Annotated in this window: 15 protein-coding genes; 14 read left to right on the top strand and 1 reads right to left on the bottom strand. The window is 29.3% G+C overall.

Translation table 11 applies throughout. From position 1 onward, the window contains the following. The first annotated feature begins 3 nt into the window (after positions 1-3). The 4 genes from mntA to ACJDTP_RS00815 all read left to right on the top strand — a co-directional run bounded on the left by mntA (position 4) and on the right by ACJDTP_RS00815 (position 1,984). Positions 4-405 (top strand): type VII toxin-antitoxin system MntA family adenylyltransferase antitoxin, encoded by a 402-nt coding sequence (mntA, locus tag ACJDTP_RS00830; protein ID WP_078114812.1) that lies wholly within the window; start codon positions 4-6, stop codon positions 403-405. Continuing rightward, positions 395-802: a type VII toxin-antitoxin system HepT family RNase toxin gene (hepT, locus tag ACJDTP_RS00825; RefSeq protein WP_103697817.1), complete on the top strand. Its 408-nt coding sequence runs from the start codon at positions 395-397 to the stop codon at positions 800-802. Before mntA ends, hepT begins: the two co-directional genes overlap by 11 nt. Before the next feature lie 424 nt (positions 803-1,226). Continuing rightward, positions 1,227-1,379, top strand: a complete 153-nt coding sequence (locus ACJDTP_RS00820; protein ID WP_406760219.1) for a hypothetical protein — start codon at positions 1,227-1,229, stop codon at positions 1,377-1,379. A 26-nt stretch (positions 1,380-1,405) separates the two neighbouring features. Beyond that, on the top strand, positions 1,406-1,984 hold the full coding sequence (locus ACJDTP_RS00815; protein ID WP_406760218.1) for a substrate-binding domain-containing protein: 579 nt from the start codon (positions 1,406-1,408) through the stop codon (positions 1,982-1,984). Positions 1,985-2,017: 33 nt separating this feature from the next. Here the strand turns inward: ACJDTP_RS00815 and ACJDTP_RS00810 are convergent, their stop codons facing one another. Next, the gene (locus ACJDTP_RS00810; RefSeq protein WP_406760217.1) at positions 2,018-2,596 is read right to left on the bottom strand and encodes a hypothetical protein; all 579 of its coding nucleotides are present in this window, start codon (positions 2,594-2,596) and stop codon (positions 2,018-2,020) included. Between the two features lie 468 nt (positions 2,597-3,064). Between ACJDTP_RS00810 and ACJDTP_RS00805 the strand changes: the two genes are divergently transcribed. The 10 genes from ACJDTP_RS00805 (at position 3,065) to ACJDTP_RS00760 (ending at position 13,720) form a co-directional block, all read left to right on the top strand. Next, a complete protein-coding gene (locus ACJDTP_RS00805; RefSeq protein WP_242984796.1) occupies positions 3,065-3,361 on the top strand; it encodes a nucleotidyltransferase family protein in 297 nt (98 codons plus the stop codon). Further along, positions 3,348-3,743 (top strand): HI0074 family nucleotidyltransferase substrate-binding subunit, encoded by a 396-nt coding sequence (locus ACJDTP_RS00800; protein WP_406760216.1) that lies wholly within the window; start codon positions 3,348-3,350, stop codon positions 3,741-3,743. The genes ACJDTP_RS00805 and ACJDTP_RS00800 overlap by 14 nt, the downstream gene beginning before the upstream one ends. Before the next feature lie 42 nt (positions 3,744-3,785). Continuing rightward, positions 3,786-3,923: a hypothetical protein gene (locus tag ACJDTP_RS00795; protein WP_181005980.1), complete on the top strand. Its 138-nt coding sequence runs from the start codon at positions 3,786-3,788 to the stop codon at positions 3,921-3,923. A gap of 1,142 nt (positions 3,924-5,065) precedes the next feature. Then, positions 5,066-6,664 carry an MBOAT family O-acyltransferase gene (locus ACJDTP_RS00790; RefSeq protein WP_406760215.1) on the top strand — a complete coding sequence of 533 codons (1,599 nt, stop codon included), beginning with the start codon at positions 5,066-5,068 and terminating at the stop codon, positions 6,662-6,664. After that, entirely contained in the window at positions 6,651-8,015 is a 1,365-nt protein-coding gene (locus ACJDTP_RS00785) for a lipolytic protein G-D-S-L family (RefSeq protein ID WP_406760214.1), read from the top strand. The genes ACJDTP_RS00790 and ACJDTP_RS00785 overlap by 14 nt, the downstream gene beginning before the upstream one ends. Positions 8,016-8,057: 42 nt before the next feature. Next, entirely contained in the window at positions 8,058-9,569 is a 1,512-nt protein-coding gene (locus ACJDTP_RS00780; RefSeq protein ID WP_406760213.1) for an amino acid adenylation domain-containing protein, read from the top strand. A gap of 14 nt (positions 9,570-9,583) precedes the next feature. Then, positions 9,584-9,811: an acyl carrier protein gene (locus ACJDTP_RS00775; RefSeq protein WP_103697810.1), complete on the top strand. Its 228-nt coding sequence runs from the start codon at positions 9,584-9,586 to the stop codon at positions 9,809-9,811. Between the two features lie 178 nt (positions 9,812-9,989). After that, positions 9,990-10,511: a VanZ family protein gene (locus ACJDTP_RS00770; RefSeq protein WP_406760212.1), complete on the top strand. Its 522-nt coding sequence runs from the start codon at positions 9,990-9,992 to the stop codon at positions 10,509-10,511. Positions 10,512-10,822: 311 nt separating this feature from the next. After that, a complete protein-coding gene (galU, locus tag ACJDTP_RS00765) occupies positions 10,823-11,701 on the top strand; it encodes a UTP--glucose-1-phosphate uridylyltransferase GalU (protein WP_406760211.1) in 879 nt (292 codons plus the stop codon). 39 nt (positions 11,702-11,740) lie between these two features. Continuing rightward, positions 11,741-13,720, top strand: coding sequence for an ABC transporter ATP-binding protein/permease (locus tag ACJDTP_RS00760; RefSeq protein WP_406760210.1), 1,980 nt, complete (start codon positions 11,741-11,743; stop codon positions 13,718-13,720). Positions 13,721-13,894 lie beyond the last annotated feature (174 nt).

The raw sequence follows: 13,894 nt of genomic DNA, 5'->3' as shown, positions 1-13,894 counted from the left end.
ATTTTGCAAATTCAATTAGATAAAGCTATTGAAATATTAAAGAAAGAATTTAATCCTGTAGTAATATATTTATTTGGTTCAGCTGCCAAGGATAGGCTCAGAGATGATAGTGATATTGATATTGCTTTTTTAACTGATAATGATGTAGAATCTTATGAATGCTTTATGAAAGCACAGGAATTAGCAGACATTTTTAATAGAGAAGTTGATTTAATAAATTTAAATACATCGTCTACTGTATTTAAGGCTCAAGTGGTAGGTACAGGGAAAAGAATATATTGCAAGGATGAGACTAAGCGTATGTATTTCGAAATGAGAGTTTTTAAAGCTTATGCAATGTTAAATGAAGAGCGGGAAGTTATTTTAAATAAGATTAAAGAAAGGGGAACTGTATATGGGAAATGATGTTATCTTCAATAAAATTGAAACTATTGAAAGATGTATAAATAGAATTAAAGAAGTATACAATGATGACCCAGATAATTTAAACGATTATACAAAGCAAGATTCTATAATTTTAAATATACAAAGAGCATGTGAAGCAGCTATAGATTTAGCCATGCATATTGTATCAGAGAAGAGTTTAGGAATTCCACAGAATAGTAGAGATTCTTTTGAAGTGCTCAATTCCAATAATATGATAGATGACAAACTAAATGGAAGAATGAAGTCAATGGTTGGATTTAGAAATATAGCAGTTCATGATTATAAAACATTAAATATAAAAGTGGTGCAAGCCATTATTGAGAATCATTTAAAAGATTTTAGTGATTACATTTATGCTATAAATAAGCTGTTATAATAACAAGTATTGAAATATTAATGATAGCAATAGCATTAAAAGAACGCCCCATCATCACAAGAGTAAGCGTTCATTTTCTAACCATTAATTAAAATCTAATAGCCCTAAAATATAAAAATGTTCTAGGATTAGCTTAGTGTTATCAGCATTAAGCTTTTCTTATTTGTATTGTATAAAATTTTTTATAAAAATAAACATTTATTTTCTCACAAAGGTTACTGAAAAAGAAAAGAGCAGCGCGATATTTTCATAGCTTTTCGGAATCAAAATATTTATGATTTCGGTAAGTTATCACATAAATCTAATTATAAATTTGGATATATATACCTAATAATTGTAAATTACGCATAATAGCTTAGCATAAATATTTTCGCGATATGCATAATAACATTATGGAAATTTTCTATTGTTGGAGGAATTAAAGATGTTTAAGAAAATGTTATCTATTATAATGTTTCTAACAATAATGTCGTATATATTATTGAGCTTTAATGAAAAAGCCACATTTGCGAATATTAATGCTGCTGAAAAAAGACCTATTAGAGTAGCTGTATTTTTAATAAATCTCTATATATAGGGTTAGATGCAAAAAGCGATGGAACTATGGAGGGCGAGATTCTTGCTAATGAATGGAATACGAATAGAGATTCTATTGATAAGAACCATGATGGGATAATGCAATATGTTCTTTTGGAAGGTGAACGAAATAATTTAGTAGCAGCTGATAGAACAAAATATTCTCTTCTAGCACTTAGTGAAGCAGGAGTAAAAACACAGGAACTTGAAAGAGTATTTGCTTATTGGAGTAAAGAATTAGCAAAAGAGGCTATAGAGTCAATATTTTTAAAAACTGGACCTAAGATTGAAGCTATAATTGCAAATGACGACTCTATGGCATTAGGTGCAATTGAAGCTTTACAATCATATGGATATAATTTGGGAGATAAAGAAAAAAATATTGCAGTAGTTGGTGTTGAAGGATTACCAGAATCTCAGAAGTTAATTAGCGAGAGATTAATGCTAGGAACTATTTTTCAAGACCCAAAAGCAATGGCAGAAGCACTTTATACTATAGGGATGAATATGGTTCAAGGTAGAGATGCTATTGAAGGTACAAATTATCAATTTGATCAAACAGGAGTTGCAATTCGAATACCTAATCAAATTATATATAAGAAATAATTTGATTAGGTATTAAAATAGAAAAAGATTAAGTTAATTGTTTTGAGTTTTAAGATATTCATAATAGTAACGAATAGCTTCATCAACAATGGTATTTAAATAAACATTATCATCAATATGAATGGCTTTAATTTTACTTAAGATTCTTACAGTAGAGCGTCTTAAAGTATAACTTCTTACCATATCAAAAGCTTCTCCGTCAACAGATGGGGTTCTTCCATTTGGATTAACTTTTAAAGTTCTGTGGTCTAAAATTTCATTTTTGTCATTAGGATTACATGGAATATCATGAGAATTTAAATTAGGTGCAGCATTAGCACTATAATGGTTACTGTAATTATTATTATTATTATTATTATTATTATTATTATTGTTGTTGTTGTTGTTGTTGTTGTTGTTGTTGTTGTTGGCGGTGTTATCGTGAATTGTGGGTGGTGCAGGATATTCAATAAGTTCTTCATCAGAATCAAAAGAAAATGATTTTAAAAGAGTCCCATCTAACTTAAGTTCTCCCTCTGAGAAGGTAAATATATCACCAGATTCATTTTCTTCAATGGAAAAATCATCCTTGATTTCGCCCTTTAACTTAGATTTTTTTACAGACATGTTCATTTATAATTCCTCCCTATGTATTAAAATGCGAAGAAATAATAGCTTATATAAGCCTTATCATATTCAGAATTATTTACCCCTTCATATAAGATATATTCAAATATTAAAATATATAAATACTTTAATATGAAAAAATTTAAATTTTTTCATATATTCATAGGTTTCTAGGTTCATATTTTAGAATAAAAATAGGTTTAAATGTTTCTAGGAAAATAGATTCATAGGAATGTGTTTTTCTAGGTAAGTATGTTTATAGAAAAATATTTACCTAGGAAAATATTTAAATATGTAAATATTTATAGGAAACATGCGGATTTGAGATAGATGAATGAAAATTTATATAGAATATACTATGGTAGAATTTAATATTGATAGGCATAAAAGATTGCTTAGTACATTTATTGTTTTAAGTAAATAATTAATAGGGTATAATATTATGTATGTTAGGTGTGACAAGCCAAAGGAGCGATGAGTTTGAATTTAGAACAGCAAATTATTGATGAGATATTAGAAATATGCCATAAGCATAAAAGTATTAATAAAGTTATTCTCTTTGGATCTAGAGCACGAGGAGATAATTTGCCGAAAAGTGATATTGATCTGGCTTTGTATTGTGAAAATTCAATATCTGAATTTATTGAAGACATAGAAATGAATACAAGTACTTTATTAGAATTTGATTTTTCAGATATGAAAGATATTAATGATGAATTTTTCATTGAACAAGTTGAAAAAGAGGGGATAATTATTTATGAGAAGCATTGATTTTAAATATATGAATCTAAAGAAAGCTTATGATAGACTTGTTGAAGTAAGCAGATTATATGATGGAAAGAACGACATAATAAGGGATAGCTTGATTCAAAGATTTGAATTTACATATGAACTTACTCATAAGACACTTAGAGAATTTATGAAATATTTGGGGGTAACTCTTGAAAATTCATTTCCACGTACAATTTATAAAAAAGCATATGTAAATAATCTAATATCAGATGATAAAGTTTGGATTAGTTTATTAGAAGATAGAAATTCTACATCACATATATATAATGAAAGTTTGGCAAATGAAATTGCTAGTAGAATAGTAAAGGAATATGTTAATGCAATAGGAGAATTAATTGGAAATTTAGAAAAGCTTTTATAAAGAATTTATGGAGTTGTGGATGTGTATACTTAGCTAAGGTTTATGAAGGATGCAATCAGAAACAGCTATAAAGTAAAAGATAAAAATTTGATTAATAATGCAGATAAAGCATCATTAAAATCAAAACGAAGTGGAAAGAATCAAGTAACCATATGGAAGCCAGAATTAAATATGGATTAAAAATAATGCAAAATTAATATATAGTTTCATACTGAAATTTAGATCAGGATATTACATAAATAAAAATATTTTCAATATACATATGAAATATAAATGCGTTGTACTGACGGGTATACCACTTACCGTCGATACAACGTATTTTTTGTGGAATAATATGTGGACTATAGATACCCCAACTTATGCATATAACTCGCCGAAATCATAAATATTTTGATTCCGAAAAGCTATGAAAATATCGCTGAAGGTTCTAAGCAGCAGGTTGTAGCCACTTTAGCATGCTCCAACTTTCCGAGGGAAGCTCGACTCATTACATTCGCTGAGGAAGTTCGAGAACCCAAAATAAAATTTTGGACTCTCACTTCACAAGCTAAAATGGAACAACCTACAGCTAAGAACCTTTAAAAGCTCATTTTCAAATGTTTTCTTCACAAATATATTTATGATTTCTAGTGAAGATATGAACTTAAAGTTTTAGTAAATTTGTAAATACATTTATCTAATAAGTTGAATTCTTAAATTGTTTATCTATATCCACAACTTGAAATTTACTTATACCTTGAAATATATGCCATACTAGAAAGTAGAAACATTTTTGCGCAGCAGGCATTTAAAAATGAGCTGTTAAAAGTGCCTTATTGTAGTTTGTCCTACTTATGCTTGTCACACTGAAGGTGGGAGCAAGCATAAGTTGCGATAACCTGCAATTTAGCACTTTCAGCGAAATTTTTATAGTCCTGCGAAGCAACAATGTTTCTTCTTTCGGTGTACTATATGCATAAGTCTATGTCTCAAGTTGGATATCTATAGTACAAAAGTATTAAAAAATTCTTATATTTGTTAGTTTACATATGGAACAAATGTTATAAAGTGCTATAATAAAAAATGTTTGGATATTAAATATTTTTTGCCATATATAAGTTTAAATAGTATAATTCATTCTTTATAAAACTATATATTGAAAAAATGATTCTTCATCATAATTCTAAAAATATTGCAAGAATTATAGCTATGATTGTGCATTGTGAATTGTAAATTGTGCATTATGAACTGAATTGTGCATTGCAGTATATATTTTAAGATAAATTTTTATGAATTAAACTTTTGAAACATGTATATTAATCTCTTTATAAGGATGTGGAACAATGTCGTTTTTGCAGTTTAATTTTTGTATTTTTTTATTTATATTGATTTTGGCATATTATTTTTTGCCTAAGAAGTTTCAATGGATATGTTTACTTATTGGAAGTTATATTTTTTATGTATCTGCTGGTATAAAGACTGTTGGATATATAATTTTTACGACTCTTGCCGTTTGGGGAGGGGCCGCGATAATAAGTAAAGTTAGTGAAAATATGAAAATTGAATTAACTGAAAAGAAAGAAACACTGACACCTGAAAGTAAAAAAGAAATAAAGGCTATTGCAAAGAGGAAGCAGAGAATAATTTTCTGGTGTGTTTTATTAAGTAATTTTGGAATTCTAGCGTTTTTAAAATACTTTGATTTTTTATCAAAAAACATTACAGGATTATTTAACATAGTAACTCATCATGGAGCAGTTACAATGAAGTTGAATTTGTTACTACCATTAGGAATATCTTTCTATACTTTTCAGTCTATGGGATACCTAATTGATGTATATAATGGAAAATATAAAGCAGAAAAGAACTTATTTAAATTTGCACTGTTTATTTCATTTTTTCCTCAAATTGTACAAGGCCCTATTAATAGATTTGATAAATTATCAGAACAGCTATACAAGACTCGAAGATTTGATTGGCAGAAATTTAAATATGGGCTGCAATTGATCTTATGGGGACTTTTTAAGAAGATGGTAATTGCAGATAGAGCAATTACATTAGTTAATGAAACATTTAAGAACTATGATAATTATGGTGGTGCAATTACAGTAGTAGGAATTTTATTCTATTCGCTGCAGCAATATGCAGATTTTTCAGGTGGAATTGATGTGGCTATGGGAATCTCTGAATTGCTCGGAATAAATATGGCTGTGAATTTCAGAAGACCTTATTTTTCAACTTCGCTATCAGAATTTTGGCGTAGGTGGCATATTACCTTAGGTGCTTGGATGCGCGATTATATATTTTATCCTCTAGCTCTTTCAAAGAAAATGTCTAAGGTATCAAAACTAGCAAATAAACATCTTGGAAGGAAAGCAGGAAGAATCATTCCAGTTGCATTTTCTAACTTAGTTGTATTTTTAGTTGTTGGCATTTGGCATGGAGCTTATTGGCATTATATAGCGTGGGGATTATATAACGGTATTGTGATTGCCTTTAGCACGATTGCAGAACCGTTTTATGAATGGTTAAAAAGGGTAACTAAAGTAAATACTGAATGCTTCTCATATCACTTGTTTAGGATATTAAGAACGTTTTTTATTGTAAATTTAGGATGGTATTTTGATAGGGCAAGTAATCTGAATTCTTCACTTTACATGTTACATAATACCGTAGCAAATTTTAAAGTTACTCAATTACTTGATGGTACAATTTATAAACTTGGACTTAAAGAGCAGGATTTTAGAATTTTATTTTGGGCAACTATTATTTTATTTGCAGTAAGTGTATTACAAGAAAGAGGAGTAAAGATACGTGAATTTTTATCTAAGCAAAATTTGGTTTTTAGGTGGGCAGTATTTTATGCATTAATTTTTGCTGTCATAAGCTTTGATGCTAGTTCTGGAAATTTGCTAGGAGGATTTATGTATGCGCAATTTTAAATATAAATGGTTTAGTGGAATAATATTTATAATGGTTTTCATTATTTTAAGTTATGGTTTAGCATTTGCCCTAGTACCAAAAGGTAATTATTCACGAATGACTATGCGTGAAATGTATTCTGAGAAAAAAGACTTTGATGTGGTATTTGCAGGCGCTTCGCTGTCTAATAGGGATATCAACCCATATATTATGGATAAGGAATTAGGAGTAAATACTTTTAATTATGCATTTTCTCAGCAGATGTTTGTAGGGACTTACTATTCACTGAAAGAAATGTTTAATTATCATAAGCCTAAACTAATTGTTTTAACTGTTGATCCAGATAATTTTACCAGCAAGGAAGAAAAGCCAATAGTATTTCTTGCAGTTTCCTTATATATGAAATCATTTTTTAATAAGCTTGAATATTATTTTGCATCGTCTCAAGATGGTTCTTATTTAGACAGGCTATTTCCGTGGCGTGGATATGATGTAAAATCACCTCTTGATGTTGTAAACAATATTTATGGAAAGTTTGATTCTTTTTATACAGATTATCCAAAGCCAGGACAAGTAGAAGCTATGGAAAACAATAAAAATGGTTATGTAGGAAAAGGATTTGTAAAGGTTGATCCTAGTGATGAAAAGGGAACTCTAAATTACGATAATTTAAAACTGCCTCCGGCTAATAAAAATATAAGCGATATAAATACAAAAGATACGGAATATTTAAAAAAGATATCACAATTATGTAAGGAGAACAATTGTGAGCTAATCCTTCTAAGTACACCATTTCCTACATTTCAAATTCTCAGAGTGAAAAATTACTTTGAATTTGATAAGAAGGTGGCAGATATAGCAAAGGATTTAAATATTGAATATTACAACTATAACTTAATTAAACCAGAAGTGTTTAAGTTAAAAAATAATTATTTTTCTGATACTGAACACTTGAATACTAATGGCGCAGAGGCTTTCTCTAAATCACTGGCATCTTTCCTAAAAATGCGCGAAAATGGTGACGATATGAGCAAATATTTTTACAAACAAGATGAGTATTATGCATCAATAGATTATGTTTCATCTGCGTGGTTTAATTGGAAAAAGAATGGTAGTATTATAACACTATCAGGGGATTCTCTTCATGGATCTAAAGTTACACCAGAATACCAATTTGTATTACTAGATTCAGAAACTGGACAGGAGCATATCATACGAGATTATGATAAAAATCCAGATTTTGTTTTTGATTCCGAGTCTTATAAGAAGTTTAAAATACGAGTAAATGCTAGGGCAAAAGGATCTAATAATAATGAAGTTATTCGTCATTATGATGAAGATGTCTCCAAAGAAGAGTTATATAAAAGATAATGTAAAGTAAGCTATGAAAAAATAGATTATGGAGGAAATATTATGGAAAAAAGTATTTTATCTTATCTTGAAAGCTCAGAAAGGAACTTTCCTAATAAAGTTGCTTTTTCTGATGGCAAATATGAATTAACTTATCATGAATTGGTTGAAGCAGCTAAAAGTATTGGGAGCTTTTTGATAGAAAATATAGGTATGCGTAAAGCTGTTGTTGTTTATATGGAAAAAGGCTCAAGAAATATTTCAGCATTTATGGGTGCAGCGTATGCAGGTTGTTTTTATGTTCCACTGGATGCTCAAATGCCTGTGGAGCGTATTAATATAATATTAGATACATTGAAGCCAGCAGCTATAATTTATGATGACAAAACAGAAAAATATCTTTCGCTTATAGAAACGGATTGCATAAAGGTATTGTATGATGAAATTCATATGTTACCACAAAATGAAGAAAAATTAGAGACTGCAAGAAGACAAATGATCGATACTGATCCTTTGTACATCCTCTTTACAAGCGGATCAACAGGGATTCCAAAAGGTGTTATTGTATGTCATAGATCTGTAATTGATTATGCAGACTGGGTAGTTAAAACTTTTGAGTTGAATGAAAATACTACTTTTGGAAATCAGACACCATTTTATTTTAGTATGTCTGTACTAGATATATTTTCAACTATTCGAAGTGGAGCAACATTATATATTATTCCTAAAATGTTATTTTCATTTCCAGTAAAATTACTTGAATTCTTAAAAGAAAAAGAAATTAACACAATTTATTGGGTTCCATCTGCATTAAGCATAGTGGCTAATTTAGGAGCCTTAGATGTCATTAAGCTGCCTCATTTAAAGAACGTTTTATTTGCAGGAGAGACAATGCCTACTAAACAGCTTAATATATGGCGTAGACATGTTCCGGATGCGGTATATGCAAATTTGTTTGGACCAACTGAAATTACAGATATAGGGATATATTATATAGTTGATAGAGAGTTTAATGATGATGAACCTATCCCAATAGGGGTGCCATGTGATAATGTAGATGCTTTGGTTGTGGATGAAGATAGACAACTTGTTGAGGAATGTGGAAAAGTTGGAGAATTGTTAATTCGTGGATCGTTCTTGGCTTGTGGATATTATAATAATCCAGAAAAAACAAGGGAAGCATTTATTCAAAACCCATTAAATAAGAGCTATCCTGAAACTGTTTATTGTACAGGAGATTTAGTTTACTGGAATGAAAATAGAGAATTAGTATATGTTTCACGTAAAGATTTTCAAATTAAACATATGGGAAATAGAATAGAATTAGGCGAAATAGAAAATGCAATGAGTGCATTAGAAGACGTGGACATGTGTTGCTGTCTATATAATAAGGAAAGTGATCAAATTGTTGCTGTATATTCAGGGAACTTGGAGACTAAAAAACTATCTCAGAATTTAAAGAAAAAGCTGCCACGCTATATGCTGCCTAATGTCTGCTATAACAGAAGCACTATGCCACTCAATATGAATGGAAAAATTGATCGTAAAAAGCTAATAGAAGAATATATAAAATAAAGGAGAGAGCTATTATGGAAAAGTTAATTGAATTATTACAAGGTGTTAGAGATGATGTTGATTTTAGTACATGCACAACTTTAGTTGATGAAGGGATTTTGGATTCATTTGATATTGTTGAAATTGTTAATGTAATTGATGAAGAATATGATATTGAAGTTCCTGCAATTGAAATAGTTCCTGAAAATTTTAATAGCGCAGAAGCAATTTTTAACTTGATACAGCGTCTTTTAGAGGAATAAATTTTATTATAAGTTAGATGGCGAGATTGAAAATTATAATTATATAAAAGTACTGCACTAAATTATGTTTGGTGCAAATTTTGTTTTAAGCAAGTGATATATGGGGTATAATATAAGATAATTATCAACACTATTGAAATGAAATTTACAAACGGTCTAATTAAAAAGAGGTGGTCACTTGAAAAAAATTGTTATACTTTTATGTTTGTTCTGGATGGGATTTATATTTTATATGTCAGGAAATAACGGAACAATTTCTCATGAACAAAGCACTAAGGTGGTTAATATAATTGAAAATGCTCAAAGAAATCAAGAAAAATCACAAGCTGAAAATAAAGATAAGGCAGTAAGCAGTAGTGATAGTTCCCAAGTAAATAAGAATAGCATTAATGTTCAGCAGGAAGAAGCAAGTAATTTAGATCATATAGTAAGGAAAAATGCTCATGCATTTATGTATATGGTACTAGCAATTCTAGTTTGCGGTGCACTTTTCTCTTATAATAAAAATGGAAAAGGTATGATAATTTACATATTGTTTATTTGTTTATTTTATGCTGTAACTGATGAGTTTCATCAATCTTTTATACCAGGAAGGACTTCATTAGTTAGTGATATTTTAGTTGATTTTGTGGGAGCAATGATTGGATTAGGATTATTTTATCTTTCCTATTATAAAATTTATAAAAGAAAAAGGTCTTAAAGAAAAAAGTGCGTAGTTAAAAAATTACGTACTTTTTTCTTTAATATATATGTTGCAAAAATAATTCTTCATTATAATTCTAAAAATATTGCAAGAATTTTAGCTGTAATTGTGAATTGCGAAATGTGTATTTGAATTGCAATATATATATTTCTTATTTTTATAACTTATTGGCTTAAGGATGATCTTGATTTCTCTTTACTTCAGCAGCTGTTAAAATAATTTCACAATAGAATAAAATTTCATGTTATACTATAAAAAGGATATAATTGACAAAAAAAGATAAGATGACTAATATGGGGGACATAATCATGAGTAAAAAAATAAAAAAAGCAATAATTCCTGCAGCAGGATTGGGTACAAGGTTTCTTCCAGCAACTAAAGCAAAATCTAAGGAAATGCTTCCTATAGTAGATAAACCTGCAATTCAGTATATTGTGGAAGAGGCAATAGCTTCTGGAATTGAAGAGATTCTTATTATAACTGGAAGGCATAAAACATGTATTGAAAATCATTTTGATAAGTCAGTGGAACTCGAAGTAGAACTAGCTAAAAATAATAAGGATGAGTTACTAAAGATAGTCAGGGATATATCAGGTATGGCAAACATTCATTACATAAGACAGAAAGAACCAAGAGGATTAGGACATGCTATTTATTGTGCCAGGGCGTTTGTAGGAAATGAGCCTTTTGCAGTATTGCTTGGAGATGATATTGTTTATACAAATGAATACCAAAAGCCTTGTTTGAAACAGCTTATAGATTGTTATGGTGAATATAAAACAAGTATATTGGGAGTGCAAGCAGTAGAACCAGAGCATGTATCAAGGTATGGAATAGTTAATGGAATAAAAATTGAGGATAGAGTTTCTAAGGTTAAGGGATTAGTGGAAAAACCAAATATTAAAGATGCTTTATCTAATACTGCAATTCTTGGAAGATACATAATAACACCACAGATATTTGAGATACTAAGCAGAATTAAGCCTGGAAAAGGTAATGAAATACAGCTTACAGATGCATTATTAGAATTGCTTAAAGAAGAAGCAATTTATTCATATAACTTTGAAGGCATAAGATATGACGTGGGAGATAAACTTGGATACCTAAAAGCTACAGTAGAGTACGCATTAAGAAATTCAGAACTTAGAGATGGATTTACTGATTACTTAAAGAGTATAGTTATTTAAGTTTTGAAATTTAAGTTGAACTAATTAAAGAGGAAAATAATGAGTATATTAAGTTTAAAAAATCTTAGCAAATATTATAAAGTAAAAAGTAGTGAAAAAGTTTATGTGTTAAAAGATATTAATTTATCTTTTGACAAAAACGAATTAGTGGCGATTATAGGAGAATCAGGTAGTGGTAAGTCTACATTAATGAATTTAATAGGTGGATTGGATTCTAAATATAATGGTGAATTATTTGTAGATGGAGAGAACATTAAAAAGTTTAAGAAAAGAGAGCTTGATGAGTATAGAAAAAATAAGATTGGGTTTGTCTTTCAAAGTTTTAATTTAATATCGCATTTATCTGTTTTAAATAATGTAGCAATAGCTATGACACTATCTAATGTAAAGAAAAAAGAGAGAGTTAAGCGTGCAAAAGAATTGTTAATAGAACTTGGCTTAAAAGAGCATATAAATAAGAAGCCAAATCAGTTATCAGGCGGTCAGAAACAAAGGGTAGCTATTGCAAGAGCATTAGTGAATGATCCTGAAATAATTATTGCAGACGAACCAACAGGAAGCTTAGATTCAAAAACATCAATGCAAGTTCTAGAAATAATGAAGAGTATAGCTAAAGCTGGTAAACTTGTGATTATGGTTACTCATTCTGAAAGAGTGGCATCTTGCTGCAGCAGAGTAATTAAAATAGCTGATGGAAATATAACTGATGATAATAAATTTTTTGAATTTGAAGATGCTTCTGACAATGAAAAGAGCTATGAAGGAAGTAGATCTTTTAGAAAGAAAGGAAAAAGTTTAAATTCTTTTAATGCAATAAAGCTGGCACTTACTAATATGAAGGAAAAGGCAATAAGAAATATAGCTATTTCTATAGGTTCAAGCATAGGAATAATGAGTCTTATCTTGATGCTGGCTTTTGGAAATGGAATTAAGGCTTATTTTAATAGAACTATGAATAGTTATGTTAATCCTCTAGTAATAGAGGTAAATATGCCTAGTGATGATTCAGAAACAGTTAACTTAGATATTGCGACTATACAGAAGCCTAACATTAATAAACAAACTCCATTTAAAGAAGATGATATAAAAAAGCTATCGGAAATAGAAAATGTATCTTCTATAGAAAAGGGATTTAATGAAATATCTCTAGGTGCAGATTCTTTAAATTATAATGGAAAAGGAAGTAATGTTATGAGACTTTCAACTATATCCTCAAATATAACAGAATCAAATCTTAGAGAAGGATCATTACCTAAGGACGGAGAGATACTGATAAACAAAACTATAAGTGATAAAGTTGGAGAAGATGTCATTGGTAAAAAGGTGTCTTTGAGCATTTTAGTAAATCAAAAGGTATTAAAAAGAGAATTTGTTGTAAGCGGAATTTATACTACAGCCGGTGGAGATTTAACTTCAATTATGAAGTCTGTCTTTTTAAACTATTCAGATTTAGAAAACTGGTATTCAGAGAATAAATATGAATTAAAGCCTAATGTAATGTATTTAAATACACCTAGTGAAAAATATACTGATGGAATAAAAGAAAAGGTTAAGGAACTTGGATATTCAGGATCCTCACAAGAGCAAATGTTAAATTTATTTAATTCTATGATAAATATTTTAACTTATGTACTATCAGGAATTTCAGCAGTGTCTTTGGTTGTATCCGCAATTATGATTGTAGTAATTATGTATATTAGTGTTGTAGAACGAACTAAGGAAATAGGAATAATTAAAGCCATAGGGGGACGCGGAAAGGATATAAGAAAAATTTTTGTTTTAGAAGCGTTCTTAATTGGATGCTTTAGCGGGATTATTGGACTTGCTTTTGCATATGCATTAATGAAAGGAATAAATATCAAGTCAATTAAATTATTTGGCATCAATTTAGTTCTGATAAAGAAGTCCTATGCTGCTTTTGGATTAACATTAAGTATTGTTATAAGCGTTCTGGCTGGATTATTGCCAGCTAATAAAGCCGCTAGATTAGATCCGGTAGAATCTTTGAGAAGAGAATAATTAATAGCTAATATATGGTCCAAATAGTTCTTCATGATAATTCTAAAAATATTGGGAAAATTTTAGCCGTAATTGTGAAATGTGCATTGTGATTGTGAATTGTGAAATGTGAACTGAGCATTGTGAATTGAAACATGTATATAAAATAAACCTTTGGATGTTACGTTATCCAAA

The sequence above is a fragment of the Candidatus Clostridium helianthi genome (assembly GCF_045310795.1).
Taxonomy (GTDB): domain Bacteria; phylum Bacillota; class Clostridia; order Clostridiales; family Clostridiaceae; genus Clostridium; species Clostridium helianthi.
This window is presented reverse-complemented; position numbering and strand designations above follow the sequence as displayed.

What these genes read in the sequence shown, in the direction of transcription:
- hepT (WP_103697817.1), top strand. Translation starts at nt 395, where the DNA reads ATGGGAAATGATGTTATCTTCAATAAAATTGAAACTATTGAAAGATGT.
- ACJDTP_RS00820 (WP_406760219.1), top strand. Translation starts at nt 1,227, where the DNA reads ATGTTTAAGAAAATGTTATCTATTATAATGTTTCTAACAATAATGTCG.
- ACJDTP_RS00815 (WP_406760218.1), top strand. Translation starts at nt 1,406, where the DNA reads ATGGAGGGCGAGATTCTTGCTAATGAATGGAATACGAATAGAGATTCT.
- ACJDTP_RS00810 (WP_406760217.1), bottom strand. Translation starts at nt 2,596, where the DNA reads ATGAACATGTCTGTAAAAAAATCTAAGTTAAAGGGCGAAATCAAGGAT.
- ACJDTP_RS00805 (WP_242984796.1), top strand. Translation starts at nt 3,065, where the DNA reads ATGAGTTTGAATTTAGAACAGCAAATTATTGATGAGATATTAGAAATA.
- ACJDTP_RS00800 (WP_406760216.1), top strand. Translation starts at nt 3,348, where the DNA reads ATGAGAAGCATTGATTTTAAATATATGAATCTAAAGAAAGCTTATGAT.
- ACJDTP_RS00795 (WP_181005980.1), top strand. Translation starts at nt 3,786, where the DNA reads ATGAAGGATGCAATCAGAAACAGCTATAAAGTAAAAGATAAAAATTTG.
- ACJDTP_RS00790 (WP_406760215.1), top strand. Translation starts at nt 5,066, where the DNA reads ATGTCGTTTTTGCAGTTTAATTTTTGTATTTTTTTATTTATATTGATT.
- ACJDTP_RS00785 (WP_406760214.1), top strand. Translation starts at nt 6,651, where the DNA reads ATGCGCAATTTTAAATATAAATGGTTTAGTGGAATAATATTTATAATG.
- ACJDTP_RS00780 (WP_406760213.1), top strand. Translation starts at nt 8,058, where the DNA reads ATGGAAAAAAGTATTTTATCTTATCTTGAAAGCTCAGAAAGGAACTTT.
- ACJDTP_RS00775 (WP_103697810.1), top strand. Translation starts at nt 9,584, where the DNA reads ATGGAAAAGTTAATTGAATTATTACAAGGTGTTAGAGATGATGTTGAT.
- galU (WP_406760211.1), top strand. Translation starts at nt 10,823, where the DNA reads ATGAGTAAAAAAATAAAAAAAGCAATAATTCCTGCAGCAGGATTGGGT.
- ACJDTP_RS00760 (WP_406760210.1), top strand. Translation starts at nt 11,741, where the DNA reads ATGAGTATATTAAGTTTAAAAAATCTTAGCAAATATTATAAAGTAAAA.